Source organism: Pseudomonas sivasensis (genome assembly GCF_052938085.1).
In genome coordinates this window covers 3600253-3620823 of record NZ_CP176442.1, presented here as the reverse complement: position 1 = coordinate 3620823, position 20571 = coordinate 3600253, and the positions used below count along the sequence as shown (strand labels likewise).

17 protein-coding genes are annotated in these 20571 nt (G+C 59.4%); 7 read left to right on the top strand and 10 right to left on the bottom strand.

The annotated features are described in order from the left end of the window. Window positions 1-175 precede the first annotated feature (175 nt). The gene (locus ACKZ62_RS16835; protein ID WP_095185901.1) at window positions 176-1213 is read left to right on the top strand and encodes an Ldh family oxidoreductase; all 1038 of its coding nucleotides are present in this window, start codon (window positions 176-178) and stop codon (window positions 1211-1213) included. Between the two features lie 151 nt (window positions 1214-1364). On the opposite strand, the gene ACKZ62_RS16830 is transcribed toward ACKZ62_RS16835, so the two are convergent. Beyond that, on the bottom strand, window positions 1365-1685 hold the full coding sequence (locus ACKZ62_RS16830) for an ElaB/YgaM/YqjD family protein (RefSeq protein WP_032887039.1): 321 nt from the start codon (window positions 1683-1685) through the stop codon (window positions 1365-1367). 163 nt (window positions 1686-1848) lie between these two features. Between ACKZ62_RS16830 and ACKZ62_RS16825 the strand changes: the two genes are divergently transcribed. Further along, window positions 1849-2103, top strand: coding sequence for a hypothetical protein (locus tag ACKZ62_RS16825; RefSeq protein ID WP_003190904.1), 255 nt, complete (start codon window positions 1849-1851; stop codon window positions 2101-2103). Here the strand turns inward: ACKZ62_RS16825 and ACKZ62_RS16820 are convergent. After that, window positions 2075-2995: a LysR family transcriptional regulator gene (locus ACKZ62_RS16820; protein WP_179179149.1), complete on the bottom strand. Its 921-nt coding sequence runs from the start codon at window positions 2993-2995 to the stop codon at window positions 2075-2077. The two genes, ACKZ62_RS16825 and ACKZ62_RS16820, sit on opposite strands and share 29 nt — an antisense overlap. Before the next feature lie 91 nt (window positions 2996-3086). On the opposite strand from ACKZ62_RS16820, the gene ACKZ62_RS16815 reads away from it, so the two are divergent. Next, window positions 3087-4013, top strand: coding sequence for a carbon-nitrogen hydrolase family protein (locus ACKZ62_RS16815; protein ID WP_447095550.1), 927 nt, complete (start codon window positions 3087-3089; stop codon window positions 4011-4013). Between the two features lie 119 nt (window positions 4014-4132). Here ACKZ62_RS16815 and ACKZ62_RS16810 read toward each other — a convergent pair whose 3' ends face one another. Genes ACKZ62_RS16810 through ACKZ62_RS16800 form a run of 3 tightly spaced genes read right to left on the bottom strand, consistent with a single transcriptional unit; the run spans window position 4133 to window position 6598 of the window. Continuing rightward, window positions 4133-4678: a GNAT family N-acetyltransferase gene (locus ACKZ62_RS16810; protein ID WP_032887035.1), complete on the bottom strand. Its 546-nt coding sequence runs from the start codon at window positions 4676-4678 to the stop codon at window positions 4133-4135. Between the two features lie 18 nt (window positions 4679-4696). Next, complete coding sequence (locus ACKZ62_RS16805) at window positions 4697-5158, bottom strand: LEA/WHy family protein (RefSeq protein WP_032887033.1); 462 nt, start codon at window positions 5156-5158, stop codon at window positions 4697-4699. Between the two features lie 12 nt (window positions 5159-5170). Then, on the bottom strand, window positions 5171-6598 hold the full coding sequence (locus tag ACKZ62_RS16800; RefSeq protein ID WP_099602898.1) for a nucleobase:cation symporter-2 family protein: 1428 nt from the start codon (window positions 6596-6598) through the stop codon (window positions 5171-5173). 232 nt (window positions 6599-6830) lie between these two features. Between ACKZ62_RS16800 and ACKZ62_RS16795 the strand changes: the two genes are divergently transcribed. Next, window positions 6831-8456: a methyl-accepting chemotaxis protein gene (locus ACKZ62_RS16795; RefSeq protein WP_032887031.1), complete on the top strand. Its 1626-nt coding sequence runs from the start codon at window positions 6831-6833 to the stop codon at window positions 8454-8456. A gap of 134 nt (window positions 8457-8590) precedes the next feature. On the opposite strand, the gene ACKZ62_RS16790 is transcribed toward ACKZ62_RS16795, so the two are convergent. From ACKZ62_RS16790 to ACKZ62_RS16770, 5 genes are read right to left on the bottom strand one after another with little or no spacing between them, the layout of a single operon-like run. Beyond that, entirely contained in the window at window positions 8591-9568 is a 978-nt protein-coding gene (locus ACKZ62_RS16790) for a 2-hydroxyacid dehydrogenase (protein WP_032887030.1), read from the bottom strand. Beyond that, a complete protein-coding gene (locus tag ACKZ62_RS16785; protein WP_032887028.1) occupies window positions 9565-10863 on the bottom strand; it encodes an MFS transporter in 1299 nt (432 codons plus the stop codon). Before ACKZ62_RS16785 ends, ACKZ62_RS16790 begins: the two co-directional genes overlap by 4 nt. A 45-nt stretch (window positions 10864-10908) precedes the next feature. Beyond that, window positions 10909-11850 (bottom strand): sugar kinase, encoded by a 942-nt coding sequence (locus ACKZ62_RS16780; protein ID WP_095185894.1) that lies wholly within the window; start codon window positions 11848-11850, stop codon window positions 10909-10911. After that, window positions 11843-12625, bottom strand: a complete 783-nt coding sequence (locus tag ACKZ62_RS16775; RefSeq protein ID WP_095185893.1) for a sugar phosphate isomerase/epimerase family protein — start codon at window positions 12623-12625, stop codon at window positions 11843-11845. The genes ACKZ62_RS16780 and ACKZ62_RS16775 overlap by 8 nt, the downstream gene beginning before the upstream one ends. Window positions 12626-12668: 43 nt before the next feature. Further along, a complete protein-coding gene (locus ACKZ62_RS16770; RefSeq protein WP_447095549.1) occupies window positions 12669-13682 on the bottom strand; it encodes a LacI family DNA-binding transcriptional regulator in 1014 nt (337 codons plus the stop codon). A gap of 225 nt (window positions 13683-13907) precedes the next feature. Between ACKZ62_RS16770 and ACKZ62_RS16765 the strand changes: the two genes are divergently transcribed. From ACKZ62_RS16765 to ACKZ62_RS16755, 3 genes are all read left to right on the top strand, one after another. Then, window positions 13908-15854, top strand: a complete 1947-nt coding sequence (locus ACKZ62_RS16765) for a hypothetical protein (RefSeq protein ID WP_447095548.1) — start codon at window positions 13908-13910, stop codon at window positions 15852-15854. 176 nt (window positions 15855-16030) lie between these two features. Continuing rightward, the gene (locus tag ACKZ62_RS16760; protein WP_447095547.1) at window positions 16031-18013 is read left to right on the top strand and encodes a hypothetical protein; all 1983 of its coding nucleotides are present in this window, start codon (window positions 16031-16033) and stop codon (window positions 18011-18013) included. 211 nt (window positions 18014-18224) lie between these two features. After that, window positions 18225-20492, top strand: a complete 2268-nt coding sequence (locus ACKZ62_RS16755; RefSeq protein WP_447095546.1) for an autotransporter outer membrane beta-barrel domain-containing protein — start codon at window positions 18225-18227, stop codon at window positions 20490-20492. The last annotated feature ends 79 nt before the right edge of the window (window positions 20493-20571 follow it).

Genomic DNA, 20571 nt, shown 5'->3' with positions numbered 1-20571 from the left:
TCGCTCCATCAAACTGGCAGTTACGAGGCTCCACGGTAGGCGCTTGCGCCAGGGGCGGGGCGGTAGATAACTGCTTCGGCGGCAAGCGGACGTTGACAGCAAGCACAGGAGGCGTTGTTTAATCGACGGGTCTGGATTGTTGTTGTCTCTTCCAATTATAAAATCGGAGCTACAGATGTCTGCCCAGTCCCCGATCATCGACAGTGCTACAGCATTCATGGGTTTCAACGAGCTGAAGGCGTTGCTGCAGGCGATCTTCGTCAAGCACGGCACCTCGCCCGACGTCGCGGCGATCCTTGCGCACAACTGCGCCAGCGCCGAGCGCGATGGCGCTCACAGCCACGGCATCTTCCGCATCCCTGGTTACCTCAGCACCCTGGCCAGCGGCTGGGTCAATGGCCAGGCGGTGCCGGTGGTCACCGACGTGGCGTCCGGCTTCGTGCGGGTCGACGCCGGCAACGGGTTCGCTCAGCCGGCCCTGGCGGCAGCGCGTGGCTTGCTGGTGGACAAGGCCCGCAGCGCCGGTATTGCGTTGCTGGCGATTCACAACTCCCATCACTTTGCGGCGCTGTGGCCCGACGTCGAACCCTTCGCCGAAGAAGGCCTGGTGGCGCTGAGCGTAGTCAACAGCATGACCTGCGTGGTGCCCCATGGCGCCGACCGCCCGTTGTTCGGCACCAACCCCATCGCCTTCGCCGCACCGCGTGCCGATGGCGCGCCCATTGTCTTCGACCTGGCCACCAGCGCCATTGCCCATGGCGACGTGCAAATAGCCGCGCGCAAGGGCGAGCGATTGCCGCCGGGCATGGGCGTCGACAGCCTCGGCCAACCCACCACTGACCCTAAAGCCGTGCTCGAAGGCGGCGCGTTGCTGCCGTTTGGCGGGCACAAGGGGTCGGCGTTGTCGATGATGGTCGAGCTGTTGGCGGCGGCGTTGACCGGAGGCAACTTCTCCTTTGAGTTTGATTGGGCAGATCACCCAGGCGCCCGCACGCCGTGGACTGGGCAGTTGCTGATCGTGATCGACCCAAGTAAAACCGCTGGGCAAAGCTTTGCCGAGCGCAGCCAGGAACTGGTGCGGCAGATGCATGCGGCAGGGTTGCGCAGGTTGCCCGGGGATCGACGTCATCGCACGCGGGCGAAGTCGTTGGAGGTGGGGATTGAGCTGGAGGCTGAGGATCTGGCGCGATTACAGGCGCTGGTGACTGACTGAGAAGGGTTTGGCGCAGCTTGAGTGTAGGCGCTGGTTTGTCAGCGATAGCCGTTTGTCGGGGGGCCTTAGATCAAGATCACAGACAGATCAAGAGCCAGGGCAACGGCGCAATAGCATCAGCGGTGTGGTTGCTATTGCGCCGCTTGCTTGATCAGTTACGACGACCCAGCAACAAACCCACTACCAGGCCAAAACCTGCGGAAATGGCCACGGTTTGCCACGGGTGGCCACCGATGTAGGTTTCGGTTGCATCCACCACCGGCTTGCTACGCTCGCGCACGTTGGACACTGAGTCCAGGGCTTGCTTGAGTTTGATCGCGACCTGCTCACGGAGGGTTTCGCCTTCTTCGCCTACCAGGGCGGCGCTGCTTTTGAGCAGTTTGTCCGACTCTTCGATCAGCGCGGTGAGTTCGCTGAAGGCTTGATCCTTGATCTGGTCTTCGACAGCTTGGGCAGCAGTTTTGCGGGCCATTGTGTGACTCCTTGCGAGTGAATGTGACAGTGAACAATGGAGTATCGCGCGATGGCAAAAGTTGCAGTTTTTTTGCTTGAGCGCAGTTCCAGCCAAAATCCGAATCAGGAAATTTCGACCTACAGTGTAAGATGTCGCCTATTTGTGCAGCAGGTAATTCAACATGAGCTTCAATCTCGCCAACAAGACCCTCGCCGAACGTGCCGAGCTGGAAGATGAAAAGTCCCGCCTCTATGACCTGTGGCAAACCAATCTGGGCAAGGCCAAGGGCGAAGCGGCGCGGTTGTTCGGTGAGCGTGCCAAGCGCAAGGGCAAGTGGGCCGAGTGGGTCCGCGCAGAGCTTGATGGCATGTCACCGCCAGAGTTTTCCAATATGGTGCGCAGCGAAGTCAACAAGCTGATGGCAGCGGCGAAGTAAAGCTGGCGGCAATCGCCTCACGTACTTTGAGCAACATAGGGTCCAACTGGGCCTGTGTCCGCCAGCCGAGTTCCACGGGGTAGCGCGGCAGCGCCACCGGGCAGGGCAGTACGCGCAGGCCTGTCATCTCGGCGATCGCCTGTGCCGCATGCCCCGGAATGGTCGCAACCGCGTGGCTGCCCTTGAGCAAAAACGGCAGCGCGGCAAAGTGGCTGGTCGACGCACACACCTGCCGGCTCAACCCCAGCGCTGCAAGGCCCTCATCCGTAATCCCAATAAAACCGCCGGACGACACCAGCACATGCTCGCGGCTGACGAACTCTTCCAGGCCGATGCTGTTCTGGTCCGGCGCAAGACTGCCGGGGTCTACCAGGCAACGGTAGTCTCCTTCCGCCAATACCTGTCGACTCAAACGGTTCTGCGCAAACCCGCCGGCGGTAATTGCCAGATCGAGCGTGCGGTCGAGCAGGGCGCCTGCCACGATCTGGCTGTGGGTCTGGCGAAAGATCACGCGCAGTTTCGGTAAACGTTGAGCGATCTCCTGCATTAAGCGGCGACCGTAGGCGATCTCGAAATCATCGGACAACCCCACTACCACGGAACGCCCTTGGTAATGCGGGTTATCCGGGTTGACCATCGCCAGGCTCTGCCGGCAACGGTCCAGCGCCTCGCTGATCACCGGCTTTAACTGATTGGCCCGCAACGTCGGCGCCAAGCCTCGGCCGGTGCGCACGAACAGCGGGTCGCCGTACACCTCGCGCAAGCGTCGCAAGCCCGCACTGATGGCCGATTGCGTGACGCCCAGGCGCAATGCCGCGCGGCTGGCGCTGGATTCGTCGTGCAGCGCTTCGAAGGTCTTCAGCAGGTTCAGATCGACCTGGGCGATATTCATTTGGCTCATATCATTCAGTGCTGAGGTGGGCTTTATTCATGATCACGGCTGGCCGGAGAATGGGCAACCCCCCTAATTCGGAGTGATCGTAATGCCTGTTTCTACTGTGGCAGCTTTGCAACTGGGTTCGTTGCCGGACGGCAAGGCGGCAACCCTTGAACAAATCCTGGGCTACGAGGACGAGATCAAACGCAGCGGCGCGCAATTGGTGGTCATGCCCGAGGCGCTGTTGGGCGGCTATCCCAAAGGCGAAGGCTTCGGCACACAACTGGGCTACCGCCTGCCCGAGGGGCGCGAGGCGTTTGCCCGTTACTTTGCCAACGCTATTGATGTCCCAGGCGCTGAAACCGAGGCGCTGGCCGGCTTGTCGGCGCGCACCGGCGCCAGCTTGGTCCTGGGTGTGATCGAGCGCAGTGGCAGCACGCTGTATTGCACCGTGCTGTATTTCGAACCCTTGGGTGGTCTGGTGGCCAAGCATCGCAAGCTGATGCCCACCGGCACCGAACGGCTGATCTGGGGCAAGGGCGATGGCTCCACCTTGCCAGTGATCGACTCCGCAGTAGGGCGTCTCGGTGGAGCGGTGTGCTGGGAAAACATGATGCCGCTGCTACGCACGGCGATGTACGCCAAGGGCGTCGAGGTCTGGTGCGCGCCAACAGTGGATGAGCGCGAAATGTGGCAGGTGAGCATGCGTCATGTGGCCCATGAAGGGCGCTGTTTTGTGGTGAGCGCGTGCCAGGTGCAAGCTTCGCCCGAGGCATTGGGGCTGGAGATTGCCAACTGGCCAGCAGGCCGTCCGTTGATTGCTGGCGGCAGTGTGATTGTCGGCCCCATGGGCGACATCCTCGCGGGGCCGTTGCTGGGTGGGGCTGGGCTGTTGACGGCGCAGATCAACACCGATGACTTGGTGAAGGCGCGGTACGACTATGACGTGGTGGGGCACTACGCTCGCCCGGATGTGTTTGAGTTGACGGTGGATGAGCGGGCCAAGCCGGGAGTGCGCTTTGTTACAGACTGAACCGGGTCTAAATGTGGGAACGGGCGTGCTCGCGAAGACGCTGTGTCAATGGGTGCATGTGTGACTGACCCACTGCCATCGGGGGCAGCCCCCTCCCACAGTTGATTTCAGCGTTTGGGTCATTGGGATTCCAACCACTCCTCGCGGGTCATCTCCCAGATATCCCGTGGGAAGGTGCCTTCGACAAACTGCCCCTCATCGGTCCTGATCAAGCGCATCCCCGTACGCTCGGAAATTCGCCGCGACCCCAGGTTGGGCGCGGCCTTGGGGACACGCATCACGGGGCGTTGCAGCACGCCGAACCAATAGTCGGTCACCGCCGCGCTGGCTTCGGTCATCAATCCCTGGCCTTGCCATGCGGGCGCCAGCCAGAAGCCACGGTTGTTATCCACTTCATCCATCAGGCTGACATTGCCGATCAGTTGTTCAGGCGCGGTTTTGAGGCGGATTGACCAATGCCATTCCTCGCCCCGTGCCATGGCCGGCAAGGCCACGTTTTGCAGATAGGCGAGGGCGCCGTCGGCCGGGTAGGGCCAGGGCACGAGGGCGTTGAGGTAACGCACCACGTCCCAGTGGGGAAAGTGCTGTTGGACGGCGTCCGCATCGTCCAGCGTCAGCGGGCGCAGAATCAGGCGTTCGGTGTAAAGGGTAGGCAACGCATCCATGTTGCAGAAACTCCAGGTTTACCAAGTGGCAGTATTGGGTAGGTCCAGGGTACCGCGATCCACAAACCGCATCGTGCCAAACAGCCCACCCGCGAGTTTGCCGCGCAGCACATACGGCAGATTGTTCAAGCTTTGGGTCTGGCTCAGACCCAGGGTCTGGCGCAACACCGAGAACGCAGAAACGCTGACGGGGACCCTCAGAACGGCCTCGGAAAAGCGTGGGATGCTTCCGGCCTGATCACTGACACCCGACGCCAACGGCCGGCCATTGACCTCCAGGTCCAGGGCCACGCCGTTGTAGTCGATCGCCGTTTCATTGGGGTTTTGCACCCGCAGTTTCACGACGAAGCGCACTTCCAGTTCCTGGCTTTGCAGTGGCTCGATGCCCACCACATTGATGTTGACCGGGTCGCGGTTGGGGAACAGCGCGCAGGCGCTCAAGGTCAGCAGCAACAGTGATAGAACCATGAGCTTGCGCATACAAAAGTGCTCCTATTTCGTGACGTCCGGGTCCTGCATCACTTTGAGGGTGGAGGACTCCGGATCAAATTCATCTTCTTGCAGTTCTATGAACTCTTCCGGCAGGAAAATGTTCAGCAGGATCGCACAGAACGCGCCCACGGTAATCGGCGACTCGAAGATGTTGTGCAGGGCTTTGGGCAGGTCACGCAGTACTTCCGGCACGGCGGCGACGCCCAGGCCCATGCCCAGGGAGATCGCCACGATCAGCACATTGCGCCGGTGCAGCCCGGCTTCGGCGAGGATCTTGATGCCGGCCACGGCCACGGTGCCGAACATGATCAGGGTTGCGCCGCCCAGCACCGGCTTGGGCATCAGTTGCAGCACCGCGCCGATCATCGGGAACAGCCCCAGCAGTACCAGTAAACCCGCGATGAAGTACGCCACGTAGCGACTGGCCACGCCGGTCAGCTGGATCACGCCGTTGTTCTGCGCAAAGGTCACCATCGGCAGGCTGTTGAACGTGGCCGCCATCGCCGAGTTGAGGCCGTCGGCCAGCAAGCCGGACTTGATGCGCTTGATATACAGCGGACCCTTGACCGGCTGCTGGGAAATCATTGAGTTGGCTGTCAGATCACCCGCCGCTTCCAGCGGCGAAATCAGGAAGATCACTGCCACCGGGATAAACGCCACCCAGTCGAAAGAGAAACCGTACTTGAACGGCACCGGCACGCTGATCAAGGGCACGTGGGGCAAGGCGGCCAGGTCGACGCGGCCCATCCACCAGGCGACCACAAAGCCCAATGTCAGGCCGATTACGATCGAGCCCAGGCGCAGGAACGGGTTGTTGAAGCGGTTGAGCACCACGATGGTCACGAGCACCAGCGCCGCCAGGCCCATATTGCTCGCGGCACCCAGGTCACTGGCGCCGAAGCCGCCGGCCATGTCGGTGACCGCCACCTTGATCAGCGATAAGCCCATTAAGGTAATGATGGTGCCGGTGACCACCGGGGTGATCAGCTTGCGCAGTTTGCCGATGAATTGGCTCAGGACCACTTCGATAAACGCCGCGAAAAAGCAGATGCCAAAGATGGTCGAAAGGATTTCATCGGTGCCGCCGCCCCGGGCCTTGACCATGAAACCCGCGCTGAGGATCACGCTGATAAACGAAAAACTGGTGCCTTGCAGGCACAGCAGCCCCGAACCGATCGGGCCGAACTTGCGTGCCTGCACAAAAGTGCCGAGCCCCGACACAAACAGCGCCATGCTCACCAGGTACGGCACTTCGCTTTCCAGCCCGAGCACACCGCCGACGATCAGGGTTGGGGTGATGATGCCGACGAAACTCGCCAGCACATGCTGCAACGCGGCAAAGATCGCTGCGGTGAAGTGTGGGCGGTCTTCCAGGCCGTAGATCAGGTCGGATTTATAGCGCGGGCGGGGGGCTTGAGCGTCAGACAAGTTGAGGGCTCGGGTCAGAAAATGGAGGCGCAGGATGCCAGAAACCGCTAGTCGTCAGAAGTGTAAAAAAATATTTATGAACCCCCTGCATAAAATGCTGCAGCCGGCCGATACCGTTTATAGGCCCACCCCTCAATAACAACAGTGGGCCAAGGTCTGAGCGGTGCGTTGACACCGGCGGATCGTTTCGCGGCAGGGACGCGCGCAAACACTACTCCTGAGAGTCTCGCCTATGTCCCTCCGTCACCTGAATATCGCCCCTCGTGCTTCTCTGGGTTTCGCGTTCATCGCGTTGTTAGTGGTTGTTCTAGGTGTGTTTGCGGTCAACCGCATGACACTGATTCGCGAGGCGTCAGTGGCCATGAGTGCCAACCTGCTGCCCAGCGTGACGTACCTGGGCACGATCACGGAAAACGTGTTGCGCCTGCGCATCCTGTCCTTTCGCGTACTGGTCAACCGTGAACCGGCCGCTTTGCAGGAAGCCGAAACCCGCATCGGTGTGTTGGCCGACAAGGTCAAGACCGCCCAGGCCGGTTACGCCACGCTGCCCGCCGGGCCGGAAGAGGCGGCTTTGTACAAGACATTTGGTACGACCCTGGACAACTACCTCAAGGCCCAGGCCGACATGCTGACCCTGTCCAGGCAAGGCAAGGTCGATGAAATGCGTGCGCTGATCAACACCCGTATCAAGGACGGCACCGATCAGATGGGCGAACAGCTGAACAAGTTGATTGCCATCAACGCCGCTGACGCCAAGACCGCCGACGCTGAAGCTGGGCGAGGGTACGACAGTGCCATCACCGGCGTGATTATGGTCTCGGTCGCCGCCGCGTTGCTTACCGTATTACTGGCCTGGTTGCTGACCCGCAGCATCGTCACGCCGTTGCGCAAAGCCGTGACCGTGGCCGAAACCATCGCCGCCGGCAACCTCAGCAGCACCATCGCAGACGACGGCAACGACGAACCGGCTCGCTTGATCGGCGCCCTGGCCGCGATGCAAGCGAACCTGCGCCAGACCATCCAGCACATCGCCGGTTCGGCCACCCAACTGGCGTCTGCCGCGGAGGAACTCAGCGCGGTCACCGAAGAAGCCTCCAAAGGCTTGCAGCAACAGAACAATGAAATCGATCAGGCGGCCACCGCGGTTAACGAGATGACCGCCGCAGTCGAAGAAGTGGCACGTAATGCGGTGTCCACCTCTGAGGCGTCCAGCCAGTCGAACCAGGCTGCACGGGAAGGCCGCGACCGGGTGGTGGAAACCGTCGGCGCGATCCAGACCATGACCCAGGACGTGCAGAACACCGCCGCGATGATCGAAGGCCTGGCCACTCAGGGCCGCGATATCGGCAAGGTGCTTGATGTGATCCGCGCGATCGCTGAGCAGACCAACCTGCTGGCGCTCAACGCTGCCATTGAAGCGGCCCGCGCCGGTGAAGCCGGGCGTGGCTTTGCGGTGGTGGCGGACGAAGTGCGGGCCCTGGCTCACCGCACCGCCCAGTCGACACAGGAAATCGAAAAAATGGTCGCCGGCATCCAGAACGGCACCGGTGAAGCGGTGCAATCGATGCAGCAGAGCAATCAACGTACCCAAAGCACCCTGGAAATGGCCCGCGCCGCCGGGGTGGCGCTGGAGCAGATTACCCAGTCGATCAGCCTGATCAACGAGCGCAACCTGGTGATCGCTAGCGCCTCGGAGGAACAGGCTCAGGTGTCCCGCGAGGTGGACCGCAACCTGGTGAATATCCGCGACCTGGCCACCCAGTCGGCGGCGGGAGCCAACCAGACCAGCGCTGCCAGCCATGAACTGTCACGCCTGGCGGTGGATTTGAACGGGATGGTGGCCAAGTTTGTGATCTGACCCACTGTGCAAAGCAATCAAATGTGGGAGGGGGCTTGCCCCCGATGGCGGTGTGTCAGTCAAGATATCTATAACTGATCCACCGCTATCGGGGGCAAGCCCCCTCCCACATGTGTTCTCTGCAGTGTTAGAAACTAGTGTTTCCAGGCATCTGGGTTCACCAGGTTTTTTGGCCGTTCGCCCGCCAATGCCGCCAGCAGATTATCCACCGCACAGGTGGCCATCGCCTCCCGCGTCTCATGGGTCGCCGAGCCGATATGCGGGGTTGCCACCACGTTGTTCAAACGCAGCAACGGCGAGCCGTGATCCAGCGGTTCCTTTTCGAACACATCCAGCCCCGCTGCCCGAATTGTGCGCTGCTGCAATGCCTCGACCAGCGCCGCTTCGTCGACCACCTTGCCCCGCGAGATATTGATGAAGATCGTCTCGGGGCCCATCCGCGCAAACTCTTGCGCGCCGATCAGTTTTTCGGTTTCAGCCGTAAGCGGCAACGTCAGGCAGACAAAATCGGCTTGCTCCAGCAAGTCGTTCAAGCTGCGGTATTGCGCGCCAAAGCGTTGTTCCACCGCCGGCTTGGGCGAATGGCTGTGGTAGATCACCGGCATGCCAAAGCCAAAATGCCCGCGCTGGGCCAGGGCTTCGCCGATGCGGCCCATGCCGATGATGCCCAGGGTCTTGCCGTGCACATCGCTGCCAAAGTGCGAGGGGCCGATGTTTTTGTTCCATTGGCCGGCGCGCACCATATCAGCCAGTTCCACCACGCGCCGGGCGGTGGCGAGGATCAGCGCGAAGCCGGTGTCGGCGGTGGTTTCGGTCAGCACGTCCGGCGTGTTGCTGAGCAGGATGCCGCGCTGGGTCAGGTAGTCGATGTCGTAGTTGTCGACCCCGACCGACACGCTGGCTACCGCCTCCAGGTGAGGCGCCAGATCCAGCAATTTGGCATCCAGGCGCAGGCTCGCGCCCAGCAGGCCATGGGCGGTCGGCAGGGCGTCGCGCAGCTTGGCCAGGCCGGTGTCGTCCAGGGCTTCGATCAGCGTGACCTCGGCCTGTTCATGCAGGCGGGCCATCAGCGGCGCGGAGAGTTTCTTGTACAACACCACAGACTTTTTCATTGGGCTTTTACCTTCAATTCGAGGGTTTGCAGGGGCACGCGCTCACGGTCGCTGGCGCCTGGCTTGAGGAAAATCGTCAGCACCACCGCCAGCATCAACGCACCGCTCATCAGCAGGTACGAAGCGCCGGGTGAACCCGTGCTGCTATTGAGGTAGCCCACCAAGTACGAACCGCCGAACGAGCCGAGCGCGCCCATGCTGTTGATCAGCGCCATGGCGCCGCCGGCGACGTTGGCGGGCAGGATTTCCGGGACGATCGCGAAAAACGGTCCATAAGGCGCATACATGCAGGCCCCGGCAATCACCAGCAGGGTGTAGGACCACCAGAAGTGTTCGGCGCCGAGTACGTAGGAGGCATAGAACGCGATGGAGGCAATCAATAGCGGCGGCCATACAAAGCGTTTACGTTTTTGCAGTTTGTCCGACCCCCAGCTCACCACCAGCATGCCGATCACTGCCGCCAGGTACGGCAGTGCCGACAGCCAGCCTGCTTCGACCATGTCCATCTGCAAACCGGCCTTGAGGATCGACGGCAGCCACAGCACAAAGCCGTACACGCCGATGCTCCAGCAGAAAAACTGCAGCGCCAGGATGATCACCTTGGGCGAGCGGAACGCTTCGGCGTAATTTTTAACCGCTTTAATGCCCACCTGTTCGGCGGCGAGGGCGGTTTCCAGGCTGTGCTTTTCGCTGTCACTCAGCCACTTGGCATCCTTGGGACGCTCATCGGCCAGCTTCCACCAGATAAACGCCCACAACACCGCCGGCAGGCCTTCGATGATAAACATCCAACGCCAGCTGAAATGCTGCACCAGGTAGCCCGACACCACCGACATCCACAGCATGGTCACCGGGTTGCCGAGGATCAGGAAGGTGTTGGCCCGCGATCGTTCGGCGCGGGTGAACCAGTGGCACAGGTACACCAGCATCGCCGGCATCACTGCGGCTTCGACCACGCCGAGCATGAAACGAATAACGATCAGCATGTAGGCGTTGGACACCACGCCGGTCAGGGTGGCCAGGCCGCCCCAGAGGATCAGGCTGACGAAAATCAGTTTTTTAACACTGCGCTTCTGCGCGTAGATCGCACCCGGCACCTGGAAGAAAAAGTAGCCGAGGAAAAACAGTGCGCCCAGCAACGACGACATGCCGGGAGTGATCATCAAGTCTTCGGCCATCCCGGAGGCGGCGGCGAAGCCGTAGTTGGCGCGGTCCAGATAGGCCAGGCTGTAGGTGATAAAAACGATGGGCATGATGTACCACCAACGACGGGTGGCGAATTTCACGGTTTCCATAAGGTTGCTCCTGAGCTTGTTGTAGTTGTGGCAACAGGGTGTGGGTCACGCAACGGATCGGGTGGGTAATTCAGCGCGGGTGGGCAGGCCTTCCATATCGCCACGGCTTTGCACGGCGCGGCTGCCGATCCAGTTACCGCGCTGTACCGCCTCGGGGAAACTCAGGTTTTCCAGCAGGGCACTGATCATGCCCACGGCAAACCCATCGCCGGCGCCGACGGTGTCCACGACCTTGTCCACCTGTACGGCGGCGACGAAGCCTTGGTCCAGGTGGGTGCGGTAGTAGGCGCCGTCCGGGCCGAGCTTGATGGCCACGGCTTCGGCGCCCTGGTCCAGGTAGAACGCGGCGATGTCGGCCGGGTCGTCGAAACCGGTAAGCAGGCGGCCTTCGCTCAAGCCCGGCAACACCCAATCGGCCAGGCCGGCGAGGGCGTTGATCTGGCGGATCATCTGGGCTTGGCTGGCCCACAGCGACGGCCGCAGGTTCGGGTCGAATGACACGCTGCGCCCGGCCTTGCGCATCTGGGTCATCAACTCGACGGACAGTTCACCGGTGGCCTCGGACAACGCCGGCGGAATCCCGGTGGCGTGCAAATGGCGGGCTTGCAGCAGCGCAGGGCTGATGGCGGCGATGGACAAATGGCTGGCAGCCGAGCCTTTGCGGAAATACTCCACCTGGGGATCGGCGCCGGCTTCTTCGCGCGACTTGAACTGAAAGCCGGTGGGGTGCAGCGGGTCGACCGCCACATTCCGGCAATCCAGGCCTTCCTTTTGCAGGGTGTCGACCACGTAGCGGCCGAGTGAGTCGTTGCCTACCCGGCTCAGCCAGGCCACGTTGAAGCCCAGGCGCGAGAGGCCAATGGCGACATTGCTGTCGGCTCCGGCGATGCGTTTGTGAAACTGGCTGACCTGCGCCAAATCACCGGTCTGCTCGGCGACGAACATCGCCATGGTTTCACCGAACGACAGGATATCGATCTCAGACATGGGCATTCTCCTGGCGGGGTTGGCCGAGCAGGGCAAGGGTGGCGACCTGTTGGGCGGTGACATCAATCAGGTCATCGCCTTGCAGCGGAAATTCCACCGCCCGCGTAATGCCTTGAGTCATGTGCTTGAGCAGTTGTTCCCACAGGTGCAGGTCGGTGGCGCCAGGCGGCAGCGCGACCAACTTGCCGTCCGGGCGGCGGGCCACGGCCTTGCAGTGCAGGTAGTCCACATGCCGGCCCAACAGGCGGGCAGCGGTGAGGGCGGATTGGTCCTGCCATTGCCAGTTGCCGATGTCGAAGGTCATTTTCACCGGCAGGCCCAGGCGCTCGACCTCGGTGAAGAACCGCTGCATGGGTTCGATGCGCCCGCCGTGCAGAGTCTGGTCGTTTTCCACCAACAGATGGACCGGGTGGCGGTTGAGCAGGGCGTGCAGGCTTTCCAGATCGTTAGTGTCGGTGAAGTAACCGAGCGAGACTTTCAACCAGCGCGCGCCAAAAGCCTGGGCGCGGTCCAGAGTCGCGTTCAGTTCGGCGTTGGGTTGGGCGCGACCGGCGACCCACAGTTCCAGGGGCGATGAGAACACGGCTTCCAGCCCTTTTTCGGCAGCGGCCTGGGCGAGTTCGGCGGCGTTTTCGCCGGTCAGCAACTCTTCTCGCCACTCGATGCGTTGGGCACCGGCGGCGGCCAATAGCTGGACAAAACTCAACTGGCCTTGCTGGCGGACCAAGTCGGCGCCGTAGCTGGAAAGGCTGATGGAGACGGGGTATTTATGCATTGTTGTTTACCTCTGAAACCGGTTTCATTTTTGTGCAAAAAAATTATCGACGGCGGGTAGAACCGCGAACGATCAGTTGTGGCAGGAAGTCCAGGGTGCGCGTGGGTGCATCGTCACCGCGCAAGCGCTTGAGCAGGCAGTCGAACGCGCTGGCGCCAATTGCCTCGGTCGGCTGGGCGAGGGCGGTGATGCCGTTGCCCACCAATGGATACCAATCCAGGTCATCCAGGGCGATCAGGCCCACGTCTTCAAACAAGTTGCAGCCCAGCGTCTTGAGCACATGAGTACAGGCCAGCGCGGCGACGCCGTTGGCACAGAACACCGCCTTGGGGCCGGGCTTGGCGAGAAAATTCTTTAGGCCGGTTTCGAGGTTGCCATCCAACTCCAGCACCGCGCCGGTCAGCGCCGGGCGCCGGGCAATTTCGGCCTTGAAACTGCCCAAGCGTTCTACCCGTGAACTGGTGCCATCGGCGGCTTCGCTCACCAGCAATACCTCGCGATAACCCTGTTGTTCCAGATGCTCCACCGCCATGCGCACTGCTGCCGGGTTATCCAGCCCCACCAGGTCGCTGTGCAGCGGCTCGACCTTGCGGTCCACCAGCACCAGAGGCATTTCCCGTTGCAGTTCCAGCAGTTGGTCGAGGTGATGGCCGAGGGTATTCACGATCAGCCCTTCGATGTTGTACGAGCGCAGTGCAGCCAGGTGTTGGCGTTCCTGCTCGTCGTCGCGGTCGGTGTTGCACACCACGAGGCTGTAGCCGTGCTGGCGGCAGGCGGTTTCGACGCCGTGCATCACGGCAATGGAATAGGGGTTGCGGATATCGGCTACCAGCATGCCGATCAGACGGGTGCGGCCACGTTTCAGGCCACGGGCCATCTGGTTGGGGCGGTAGCCAAGCTGTTCGATGGCTTGCTCGATGCGCAAGGCAATGGCATCGGAGAGCAGGGCACGGTCGTCGCCGATAAAGCGCGACACGCTGGCCTTGGATACACCGGCGTGTTGGGCGACGTCGAGCATGGTGACGCGAGAGCGCTGGGCATCGGAAAAGGAAGTCACGGTAGAGCCTTTTTTATTAGTTTGGAGGTTGCCTTGAAACCGGTTTCAGGAAACACCAACACAACCCTTGCGTCAAGGGGGCGCTCGTCGGGAGGCTCCTGTGGAATCCGACGAAAGGGGTCGCCTACCTGTTACTTATGACAGTATCCAGAGGTTCGAAATGGGCGCTTAATTTGATCCAGCCATGGTTTTCTACCTGTCTGTCTGAGCATCAAGGAGCGCACGATGACGCTTTCGAAGACCACCCAAAAATCCTTCTGCGGCCGTTCAGAAGGGCAGGTATCGTCACTTGAGGCCGCTGTAGTAGTGGATGCCATTGAGGGTGATCCAGTCGGATTGATTCCCACTGAGTTTTTGTACCACCCGATAAAAATTCAGTTGAAGAACATCTGGAGGTTCCCTGCCCAAGAGGGTGAGACGGACTATGTCCACTTCTTCATCAAACCTCATACGCCTGAGCCAGCCTATCCGCTGACACCGATTCCATTAGAAGGGCCACTGAGCCAGGAAGACGATTTCCCTGTGGAGCTGACCATAGGCGGAAACTGGCTGAAGATCAGCGGCTCGTATGACCTTACCTATTATGTTGACGGACCCGGCGGCATAGAACACTGCCCATATACCACGACCTTCACACTGGACTGGATACCGCCCGGTGGGACGGGGCCTTTGCAGCCTGCGACCTTCATAAACAACGAGATCATCGAGCACGGCGTCACTGAAGAGTATTTGAGCAAGTATGAGAACACGGGTCTGCGTATTCCCAGGTATATAGATGCCCAACCCTATGACGATATATTGATATTTCTATTATTGAACGAAGAGTCAAACCCCTTCGAGGCCAACTATACGTACACGCTCACGACTGTTCAGGATCCGTTGCTAGTCACTATGCCTTCTATTTTGTTTCGACAATTACCGAATGGCCCGCGGTTTATTCGTTATGGCCTGCGTGACCGGGCAGGTAACCAGCAAACCAATTATTCGGGGCCTACGCCCGTCTACATCAATTTGAAACCGTCTCCAAGTGGGCTTAAACCACCCCAAGTCCTTGCCTACGAATTCGACGGCCTGATTGATCGCGCGGATGCACGTGCGGGCGTCAATGTGAGGTTTGAAGCCTATTCCGGTTGGGATCCGGCAGACGAGGTAGTGGTCAGCTGGGACAGTATTGTTCTGGCAAGAGAGGGGGTCGAGGGTTTCCCGAAAGTGGTGCCGGTGCCCTGGTCTACGTTGATCCAGAAGGGTTACCTGCAGACCCATCTACCGGTCCAATACTTCATTTATCGTGCAGGCGTTCCGACGGCCATTCCATCGCCCGTGCGGCATGTCGATGCCGACTTCCGGGTCTTTGGCGTGGATCATGATCAGGCACCTGATGAGTTGAATCGACACTTGGAGCGGGTCGAGATTCGCGGTGCGGTTTCCGATACGGCCAACCACTTGGATTTCAGTGATTCGGATCAACCTGTCACGGCGACCGTCGCGCTGCCCGACGGTCCGAGTGTCGGTAAGTGGTTGGACTTGTATTGGGGAGATAAAGAAGAGCCAGTGGCCTCCTATCATGTACAGCCCGGGGACGTAGCAGGGGCCTTGGTGACATTTACCCCTATTGCCTGGTCGGTGGTTGCTGAAACACCCAATAACCCGGCGTTCCCAGTGAGTTATCGAACGCGTAATGGTGTGAATGACCAACTGGCGCCCAGTCAACTGGTGAATATAAATATAGCCCCGCCGGTTAGATTTCCTCGGCCCGAATTTCCAAATGCAAACAGTAACGCCTGGTTGAACTGTGACACCAAGCCACCCATCTGGGACGGGGTTCGTGTTCACGTGCTCAAACATGCTGATATCAAGATAGGGGACGAAGTTCGGTTGAAATGGCAGGGTACGCTTGGCTTCGGCGGCGACCAGCCTATCCCGGAAACCACTGAGGTGTTTGTGGATTATTGGTCGGCCGCCCATGAGGCTCAGGGTTATTACGAATGTGTCGTGCCTTATGTTCCTTATGTAAAACCCATGAAAGACGATGCAGGCGCTTATGCTGAGTTCACGGTATGGCGTAATAAAAATCGCATAGGCAGCTCATTGATTCGTTATATAAAAATTGATCGGCGTAGATCACATGATTTGCCACTGTTTTGTGGGCCTGGTGGTGATGGTCCGGACTAAAAAGCGAAGTTTCCATTCGTGGCTGTGAAGGGTAATTAAAGATTAATTGATCGTTCTTCATCGTGCTTGATTTGAACTTGGTTATGTACGGGCTGGCGGCTGTTTCGGTTGCTGAGCGGCCGACAATATACCCGGGTCATTCTTGAGCGCCTTACTACTGGCAAGGAGAAACTGAGATGGCAATTAACCGTTCAAAAAAAGCACGTGTGGCGGACTGGGAAACCCCCAACCTGGCTGCGCCGATTTTTCCTCAGGCCCTCAATGGTACAAGTGGTTTGATCTGGCGACCGCACTTGGACAGCGATGGCGGTTTGAGGGTTGACTGCCCGATCTGGAGTTTCCCGGATGACGGGGATGAGCTGCAGATGTATTACAGCAAGGTTGGGGAAGCCCTCTGGATACCGCTGGATCTTATTCACTTTGATGTTCAACCGACGGGACCTTTCGTTCAAATTACCGTCAGTACCTTATCCCTCGGCCATGGTGAGTTTGATCTCAGGTTTAAAGTAAGGCCCGGTTCGGGCAGTGATTATTTAGACTTCTCTGCCCAACAACGGGTCAAGATTGATCTGTACGGTCCTTACAAAGCGCCCGGTAAGAGTGAAGCACCTGCAAGAGTTGTTTGGCCGGCTTCATTGCCTCTCGGTGTTGATATTACGCAAGAGACCTTGGACCTGAACCCCGGAGGGATTGAGCTCGGTATTCCGGGCTACGGGGATTATGAGGCGGGGGACACCGTGGCCCGGGTCTGGGTTACCGCCACCCAGCCGCCTGACGACGCGCCCTCTTTGGGCAGTAAACCCATGGAGGCTGGTGGAACAGTGTTCAACGTACCTATTTCAGTCTTTGCTGCTATGGCTGATGGCATTTTATTTGCCTACTGCCAATTCGTAGACGCTGCCGGCAATTACAGCGAGATTTCCAGAATCCCCACCGGGCGCAGGCTTAAGCGCAGTGCAAACCTGAACCTGGATCCTCTTGTAATCGTTGCACCACCCTCTGGTGGGATGGTGGATATCGAAGCATGGCAGGCCGGCGTGAAGGGGGCCATTCCACAATATGCATGGGAGCCGAGCGATCAATACAGGTTGCATTGGGGCGACCAGACCACCGCTCTGGCGCCTCTAAGCGGGGTTTTTCCGTTCGAATTCACGGTCCCTGGCCAACTGATTGTGGACGAGTACGCCGATCAGGAAGGCCCGGTTTCGGTGACGGCCAGTTATGACATCATCAGGACCGGCTCTACCAATTCTCCGACCGATGACACTCTGGTGAGTGTTGATTTAAGCGTTGTTGGGCCTCCGGGTCCGGTTCCGGGCGAACCTAGCCCAGACCTGGACATCGTCACCATCACCGGCCCCGCGTCGGCCCCAACGACGAACTATCTGAACTCCGCCGACATCGATCACGTTGGCCCCATCCTGGCCACCTGCGATTTGTGGTCTGTCGACCCTGAGCCGGAAGTAGACGACGTCGTTACGCTGTATTGGGGGAGCAAGTTGAACCCGGCAGGCTCATACACCGTTGGGCCTGGCGATGGGCCTGGCACTGAGGTTGAAATCGAGGTAGATAAAACTGCGATTGCTGCGGGAGGCAATGGCGACGATATTCCGGTGTTCTATGGTGTGAGCCGCTCCGGGGCAAGCAATAGCAACTACTCGGATAGCACGTCCGTGAGAGTGGACGATGCCATTACTCATCAACTCGACCCGGCGGAGTTTCTCCATTTGGGACCCTGGAGCCAGGATTCTAGAGGCAGGCTTCGCTGTGAGTCCTTGCGGCCGACAGATGCCGGCACGCCGTGGAGTGATAGACACGTTGAGGTGAGGATTCCCCCCAGTCCTGAGTTCTTTGCGGATGGAAAACAAGTCACCGTTGAGTTTGTTGCTTCCACGGGACTTCTAGGCGATATCCCTATCGAGGCTACACGCGGTACAGCTTCAGTTACGCTGGACGCGGAGATGGCGGCGAAAGGCTTTATCTTCGAACTCAAACCGTTCGATCCGCATCTCAAAGTGGTCGGTGCGACCGCGCCGTGGAATACGCTCTGGCTCCAATACTCTCTGGACATCGCCGGAACTCCGGCACGATCGATACCTGCGGTTGTTCCGATTCGCATGGTGACGTCCAATAACTATTGCGATGGAACGCCCGTGTAACCCAAGGCGTGCGACAAGCACCGAGACATGATGTGTCTCGGTGCTTTTTACTACGGTTGCACCACTCAGTTCTTCTGCGCTCTTCAGATTTATCCTACTTACGCCTACCTCCCCCAACTATAACCTCGCGGCCTCTACAGGTCTGGCTCCACTCCTTCGGAACGAGTCATGCCACTGATTCATGGCATTTAGTTAGAGCGAGTGTTACAGCATGTCCATCAAGTATTTTTTTAAACTTTCCCCCATAAGTGCGGCTGTCAAGGTGTCTTCACTGGGCCTGTTGCTGGGCGTATCGGTACAAAGCCAGGCAAGTCAGGAAGTCGTCGCCCCAGGTGAATCCAAAGTTATTGAGTCTGGAGAGGCAGTAAAAAACTGGGCGCTGCAGGCCGGCTCCAGCCTGACCGTCAACGGAGCAACTACCGGTGCCATCCTTAGCCTGGGTGCGCAATTGACCGTGAATAGTGGCAGCGCCATTGAACGTATTGTTGCCCAGGAAGGTTCCACTGTGAGCCTGGACGCCGCGACTGTTAAAGCCAGTGCTGCGGGCGCGTCAGCGATGGAGCTGACCAACGGCAGCGCGACCATTTCCGGCAGCCACCTGGAAAGTGCCCAATCTATCGGCCTGGTACTCAATCGTTATAGCTCGACGCCGGATGGTTCTCGTGCAGACGTCAGTCACAGCACGATAAAGGGCGCACAAGCGGGTGCATCGGCGACTCAATTCAGTGAACTGTATTTGCAGGATTCCCTGGTACAAGGGACTGCCGTCGGCAGCACCGGCGTGTTGTTAATCGGCGGTTCTGCGTTTGCCCAGAATAGTGTGCTGTTGGGTGAGCAAAATGGGGTTCGTTTTACCCGTGTGGCCGGAACCACTCAAGATGGCTCACTGGTCCTGGATCAGACGACAGTCGAAGGTCGAACCGGCGCGGCAATTCTGGTCGCCGGCTTGCCGGGTCGGGTGCCGACGGCAACCATCGAGGTGAACAACGGCTCTCAATTGATCGGCGGCAACGGCAACCTGCTGGAAGTGACCGGTGGTGCGACGGCCAATATGAACGTCAATAACAGCCACTTGAACGGCAATGTCATCGTTGAAGCTGGCAGCAATGCCAACTTGAATTTGCACAACAACGCATCGTTGACGGGCGCTTTGTTGAACGTCAGCACGTTGAGCATTGCTGATGGGTCGTTCTGGAACCTGACCGGTGACAGCTTGGTGGGGGACCTGGATCTCGCTGGCGGTACGGTGAAATTCGGTGAGACCGATGCGTTTTACCAGTTGAACCTGGACACCCTCAGTGGTAACGGCACGTTCGTGATGGGCGCCGACTTTGCGGTCGGCTCGAACGATTTCCTGAATATCACCGGAGAAGCTACCGGCCAACACAGTTTGTTAGTGGCCAGCAGTGGTTTGGAACCTGTTTCCCCCGGTGACGTGCACATCGTGCATACCGGTGGCGGCGACGCGGAGTTCTCTCTGGCGGGAGGCGCCGTGGATATCGGTGCCTGGTCTTATGGCCTTAAGCAGGATGGCAACGACTGGTTTCTCGACCCCAGCGCACGCACTATCAGCCCGGGCACGCGTTCGGTACTGGCGCTGCTCAATACCGCGCCTACCGTGTGGTACGGCGAGATGACCTCGTTGCGCAGTCGCATGGGCGAATTGCGGCACAATGATGCCCAGGCCGGTGGTTGGATTCGTAGTTATGGCAATAAATACACAGTCTCTGATGCCAACGGTACGGGTTTCAAACAGACTCAGCGCGGGTTCTCCCTCGGTGCAGATACACCGCTGAGCGAAGACAGCAATTGGCTGGTCGGTGTCATGGCGGGGCACAGCACCTCGGATCTGGACTTGAGCCGTGGCACCTCCGGAACAGTGAAAAGCTACTACGCCGGTCTCTACGCGACGTGGATGGATGCGGACAGCGGTTACTACTTCGACGGTGTGGTCAAAGCCAACCGCTTCGAGAACGAATCCAAGGTCGGCATGAGCGATGGTGCCCAGGCTAAAGGCAAGTACGGAACCAACGGTATTGGTGCGTCGGCGGAAGTGGGGCGCCACATCAAACTGGATGATGCGTTCTTCATTGAGCCCTTTGCTCAGGCCTCTACGGTGGTGGTCAAGGGCAAGAAGTATGATCTGGACAACGGCCTCCAGGCAAAAGGTGAAAATACTCACTCTGTGCTGGGTAAATTGGGTGTGACGGTAGGCCGCGATTTCATCATGAATGACGGCAGTGTGGTTCAGCCATATCTTCGCGCTGCAGTGGCCCACGAGTTTGCCAGCGATAACAAAGCGCGGGTGAACGGCCAAGTCTTCAAGAATGATCTGTCGGGCTCGCGTGCCGAGTTTGGCGCGGGTGTGGCGGTGTCGCTCTCGCAGAACCTGCAGTTGCATGGCGACTTTGAACACAGCCAAGGCAAGCATGTAGATCAACCGTGGGGCGTTAACGTGGGGTTGCGCTATAGCTGGTAAAAGCCTGTGCGGTAATCCAAAAAGGAAGCTTCGGCTTCCTTTTTGGGTGTCTGGGCGATGGCTTTAGGTTATCGCTCAG